This window comes from Mycobacterium sp., from assembly GCF_052143115.1.
Classification (GTDB): domain Bacteria; phylum Actinomycetota; class Actinomycetes; order Mycobacteriales; family Mycobacteriaceae; genus Mycobacterium.
On the sequence record NZ_JBKQTQ010000213.1, the window covers coordinates 1 to 3,466 of the forward strand.

A 3,466-nucleotide genomic window follows, 5' to 3' on the forward strand; every position below is an offset into this window, starting at 1 on the left:
GACCGGATGGCGATGCGCGAGCCCGCGATTGCCTTGCAGGAGCGCTGGGGCGGCCAACTGTACTGGTACGACGGCGGCCACGTCGGCCACGTGTTCTCCCGGCGTGTGCAGCGAGTTACCGAGCGATTCCTGCGCGACGTCGAGCAGGTGCAGAGCCGTACTGCCGAATGATCCTGGAGCGAACGCAGTTCAGCTCGTCATCGAGGTCATGAGCTTGGGGTACGGCGACCCACTGAAATGCGATGCCGAACACCGCTGCGGTGATGTCCTTAACGGCAGCATCGATGTCAATGTCGGATCGGACCGAGCCGTCCGCAATGCCGTTACGCAGTCCCGCCTCAACCTTGACTGCGCCGCTCATGAGTTGAGTTTGGATCCGATCGCGCAAGGGCGACGTCGTCTTTACCGCCTCGAAAGTGGCGACGAACATCGCCCGCAGGAGTTCGCGGTCTTCAGCATGGATTTCCTGAATCCGGTCGAAGTGAGCGAGCACCTGCTGTATGCCGGTCACGCTGGCATCCGGATCTGGGTTGAGCCGCTTCACATACTCGCCAAGGAACGCTTCGAGGATGGCGTCCTTGCTGCCGTACCTGGCGTGGACCATGGCGCGGCTGTATCCCGCGCGACGACCGATCTCTGCGGCCGTGGTTGCTTCCCAGCCCTTCTCCACGATCAACTCGGCCGCGGCGTGCAGCAGCCGTCGACTCGACAACTTCACCCGCTCCGGTTGGGTGAGCCCGCGTACTGGGGAAGGCACGGTTGCATTTTAGACGCTCGACAACTATGTTAGTTGTTCATCATCAAATATCTTCAGGAGCTCGATGGTGACACTGGCCGAAGGGCGCGTGCCCCGCGCAATCGACGAGGTGACTGCCGGGTGGCTCAGCGAAGCGCTGCGCGCAGACGGCGTCGCACCGAAATCGCTGACCATCAATGCCATTCGCGTTGAACAGATAGCACAAGACACCGGATTCTCGTCGCTGCTGTACCGGCTCCATTTGACGGGCGACCCCGGCGTGCCGTCGACGGTGATCGTCAAATTGGCCGCCCAATCCGAGGCTCGGTGGGCGATGGACATGCTGGGCGGCTATCGGCGGGAGTTGTTGTTTTACCGATACGTCGCGGGCAGGGCACCGATAGCGACACCGCATGTATACGCCGCCGGGATGGCTGAGGAATCAGTGGATTTCGTGCTGGTTCTCGAGGACCTGCGGGATTGGGACAATGCCGATCATCTGGCGGGGCTGTCAATGCATCGGGCCCGGTTGTGCATCGAGCAGTTGGCCGGCATGCACGCCTGGTCGGTCACCGCTGCCGACGCCGCGGCACTAGACGCGTTTCCGAGCCTTGACACGCCGATCGCTCGCGAAATACTGCATCCCGCGTTCGATTTCGGGTGGCGCGTGTACCGCGATAAGTCAGCGGTGGCGGTTCCCGCCGCGGTGGCAAAGTATGCCGAGCGGTTCGTTGAGCTAGCCCCAAAAGCGCTGGCCGCCTTGACGGTACGGCCGATGTTGTTGCACGGGGATATCAGGGCCGACAACATGTTCTTCGATGGCGACTCGCTGAAGATTGTCGATTTCCAGTTCGCATCCCGGGGTGCCGGTGCGGCCGACGTCGCTTACCTGACCAGCCAAGGCTTGCCCACCGACGTGCGTCGCGGACACGATGAGCAGCTGGTGCGCGAATACCTCGCTCGGCTCGCCGACAACGGTGTCACCGATTATTCGTTCGACGAGGCGTGGCGGCACTACCGCTTCGCGGTCGCCTATCTCATGCTCCTCCCCGTCATCACCCTGGTCGGTTGGGACACGATGCCGGAACGCTCACGCGCCTTATGCCTGAAGCTAACCGAACGGGCGGTGGCTGCGATCGACGACCTGGACGCAACTGAGGTGTTTGAATGAGCACCTCACCCCGCACCGCCCGCGACGTGGTCGAGCTGTACAACCTGGTGGTCTGGAACGAGCGCGACTTCGCGCTCGCCGAGGAGTTGATCGGCGACACAGTCACCCGGCATGAGGTGGGTGAGGCGACACTGCTCACGAACGAGGAGGCAGTCAACCGCATCATCGATCACTGGGCCATGTTCGAGGCCATCAGATTCGACCTGAACCTGGTGGTTGCCGGTGACGATGGCGAACACGTCGCCATCGTCTACCAGTCTCCGATGACGCTCAAGGATGGCACCAATGTTGACGTCGGCAGCATGGAGATCTTCCGCGTCGTCGCCGGGAAGATCACCGAAGTCTGGAATTGTGGCTACAAGCAAGGAGTTTGGAGTTGACCAAGACACTCGACGAATTGGGTTATTACCTACTGGCCGGAGCCGGTGGCGAGGGCCCGGCGACCCTGATGGACGAGGCGCGTCGGGGCGAGGAGTTGGGCTTTGGCACCGCATTCATCTCCGAGCGGTGGAACGTCAAAGAAGCATCGTCTCTGGTCGGTGCCGCGTGCGCTGTCACCGATCGGATGCAGATCGCCACCGCCGCAACCAATCACAACACCCGTCACCCGCTGATCACCGGATCGTGGGCGACTACCATGCATCGGCTTTCCGGCGGGCGGTTCACGCTGGGCATCGGCCGTGGTATCGCGGCGATCTACCGAGCATTCGGCATACCGGCGGTGACGACCGCGCAGATGGAGGATTGGGCTCAGGTCATGCGCCGACTGTGGCACGGCGAGGTGGTCTTCAACCACGACGGGCCGATGGGCAAGTACCCCATACTCTTTCTCGACCCGGACTTCAACGAAGACATCCGACTGGCGCTGGTGGCTTTCGGGCCTAACACGCTTGCGCTTGGGGGCCGTGTTTTCGACGACGTCATCCTGCACACTTATTTCACCCCGGAGACGTTGCAGCGCTGCGTCAAAACCGTCAAAACGGCGGCGGAAAAAGCGGGCCGCGACGCGGACAGCGTGCGGGTGTGGTCGTGTTTCGCCACGGTTGGCGATCACCTGCCCGAACAGCTGCGACTGAAGAAAACCGTCGCGCGTCTGGCCACCTACCTGCAGGGGTATGGCGATCTGATGGTGCAAACCAATAACTGGGATCCGGCTGTCCTGCAACGGTTCCGGGCGGATTCCGTGGTGACCTCGATCGCCGGCGGGATCGACCACAAGGCCACCCCCGAGCAGATCGAGCACATCGCCACGTTGATTCCCGACGAGTGGCTCGAACCGTCGGCGACCGGGTCGGCCGCGCATTGTGTGGCACGCATTCGCAAGGAATTCGGCTACGGGGCCGACGCGGTGATCATGCACGGCGCGACCCCCGACGAACTCGAGCCTATAGTCGCGACATACCGGGCGACCTGATAGGAAAAGGTATGTCGCAGTACTTGAAGGACAAGGTCATTATCGTGACCGGCGCAGCCAGCGGCTTCGGCAAGCTGATTTCGGAAAAGTGTGCTGCCGGTGGGGCGAAGGTTGTCGGGGTCGACGTCAACGTCGAAGGCTTGAA

At 62.2% G+C, this 3,466-nt stretch carries 5 protein-coding genes and 1 pseudogene; 5 read left to right on the top strand and 1 reads right to left on the bottom strand.

The window, feature by feature from the left end; translation table 11 throughout:
* Positions 1-171: pseudogene (locus tag ACLQI9_RS21775) on the top strand (alpha/beta hydrolase); the annotation flags it as partial.
* Here ACLQI9_RS21775 and ACLQI9_RS21780 read toward each other — a convergent pair.
* Positions 116-757 (bottom strand): TetR/AcrR family transcriptional regulator, encoded by a 642-nt coding sequence (locus ACLQI9_RS21780; RefSeq protein WP_442382761.1) that lies wholly within the window; start codon positions 755-757, stop codon positions 116-118. The pseudogene ACLQI9_RS21775 and the gene ACLQI9_RS21780 overlap by 56 nt on opposite strands.
* Before the next feature lie 64 nt (positions 758-821).
* On the opposite strand from ACLQI9_RS21780, the gene ACLQI9_RS21785 reads away from it, so the two are divergent.
* The 4 genes from ACLQI9_RS21785 to ACLQI9_RS21800 all read left to right on the top strand — a co-directional run.
* Entirely contained in the window at positions 822-1,907 is a 1,086-nt protein-coding gene (locus tag ACLQI9_RS21785; RefSeq protein WP_442392169.1) for a phosphotransferase, read from the top strand.
* Positions 1,904-2,287, top strand: a complete 384-nt coding sequence (locus ACLQI9_RS21790; RefSeq protein ID WP_442382759.1) for a nuclear transport factor 2 family protein — start codon at positions 1,904-1,906, stop codon at positions 2,285-2,287. Before ACLQI9_RS21785 ends, ACLQI9_RS21790 begins: the two co-directional genes overlap by 4 nt.
* Positions 2,251-3,321, top strand: coding sequence for a TIGR03857 family LLM class F420-dependent oxidoreductase (locus ACLQI9_RS21795; protein WP_442392170.1), 1,071 nt, complete (start codon positions 2,251-2,253; stop codon positions 3,319-3,321). The genes ACLQI9_RS21790 and ACLQI9_RS21795 overlap by 37 nt, the downstream gene beginning before the upstream one ends.
* Positions 3,322-3,332: 11 nt before the next feature.
* On the top strand, positions 3,333-3,466 hold a 134-nt coding region (locus ACLQI9_RS21800; protein WP_442392171.1), incomplete at its 3' end, for an SDR family NAD(P)-dependent oxidoreductase.

Bases quoted from the DNA above. Each gene is read 5' to 3' on its own strand.
- ACLQI9_RS21785 (WP_442392169.1), top strand. From the start codon at position 822: ATGGTGACACTGGCCGAAGGGCGCGTGCCCCGCGCAATCGACGAGGTG.
- ACLQI9_RS21790 (WP_442382759.1), top strand. From the start codon at position 1,904: ATGAGCACCTCACCCCGCACCGCCCGCGACGTGGTCGAGCTGTACAAC.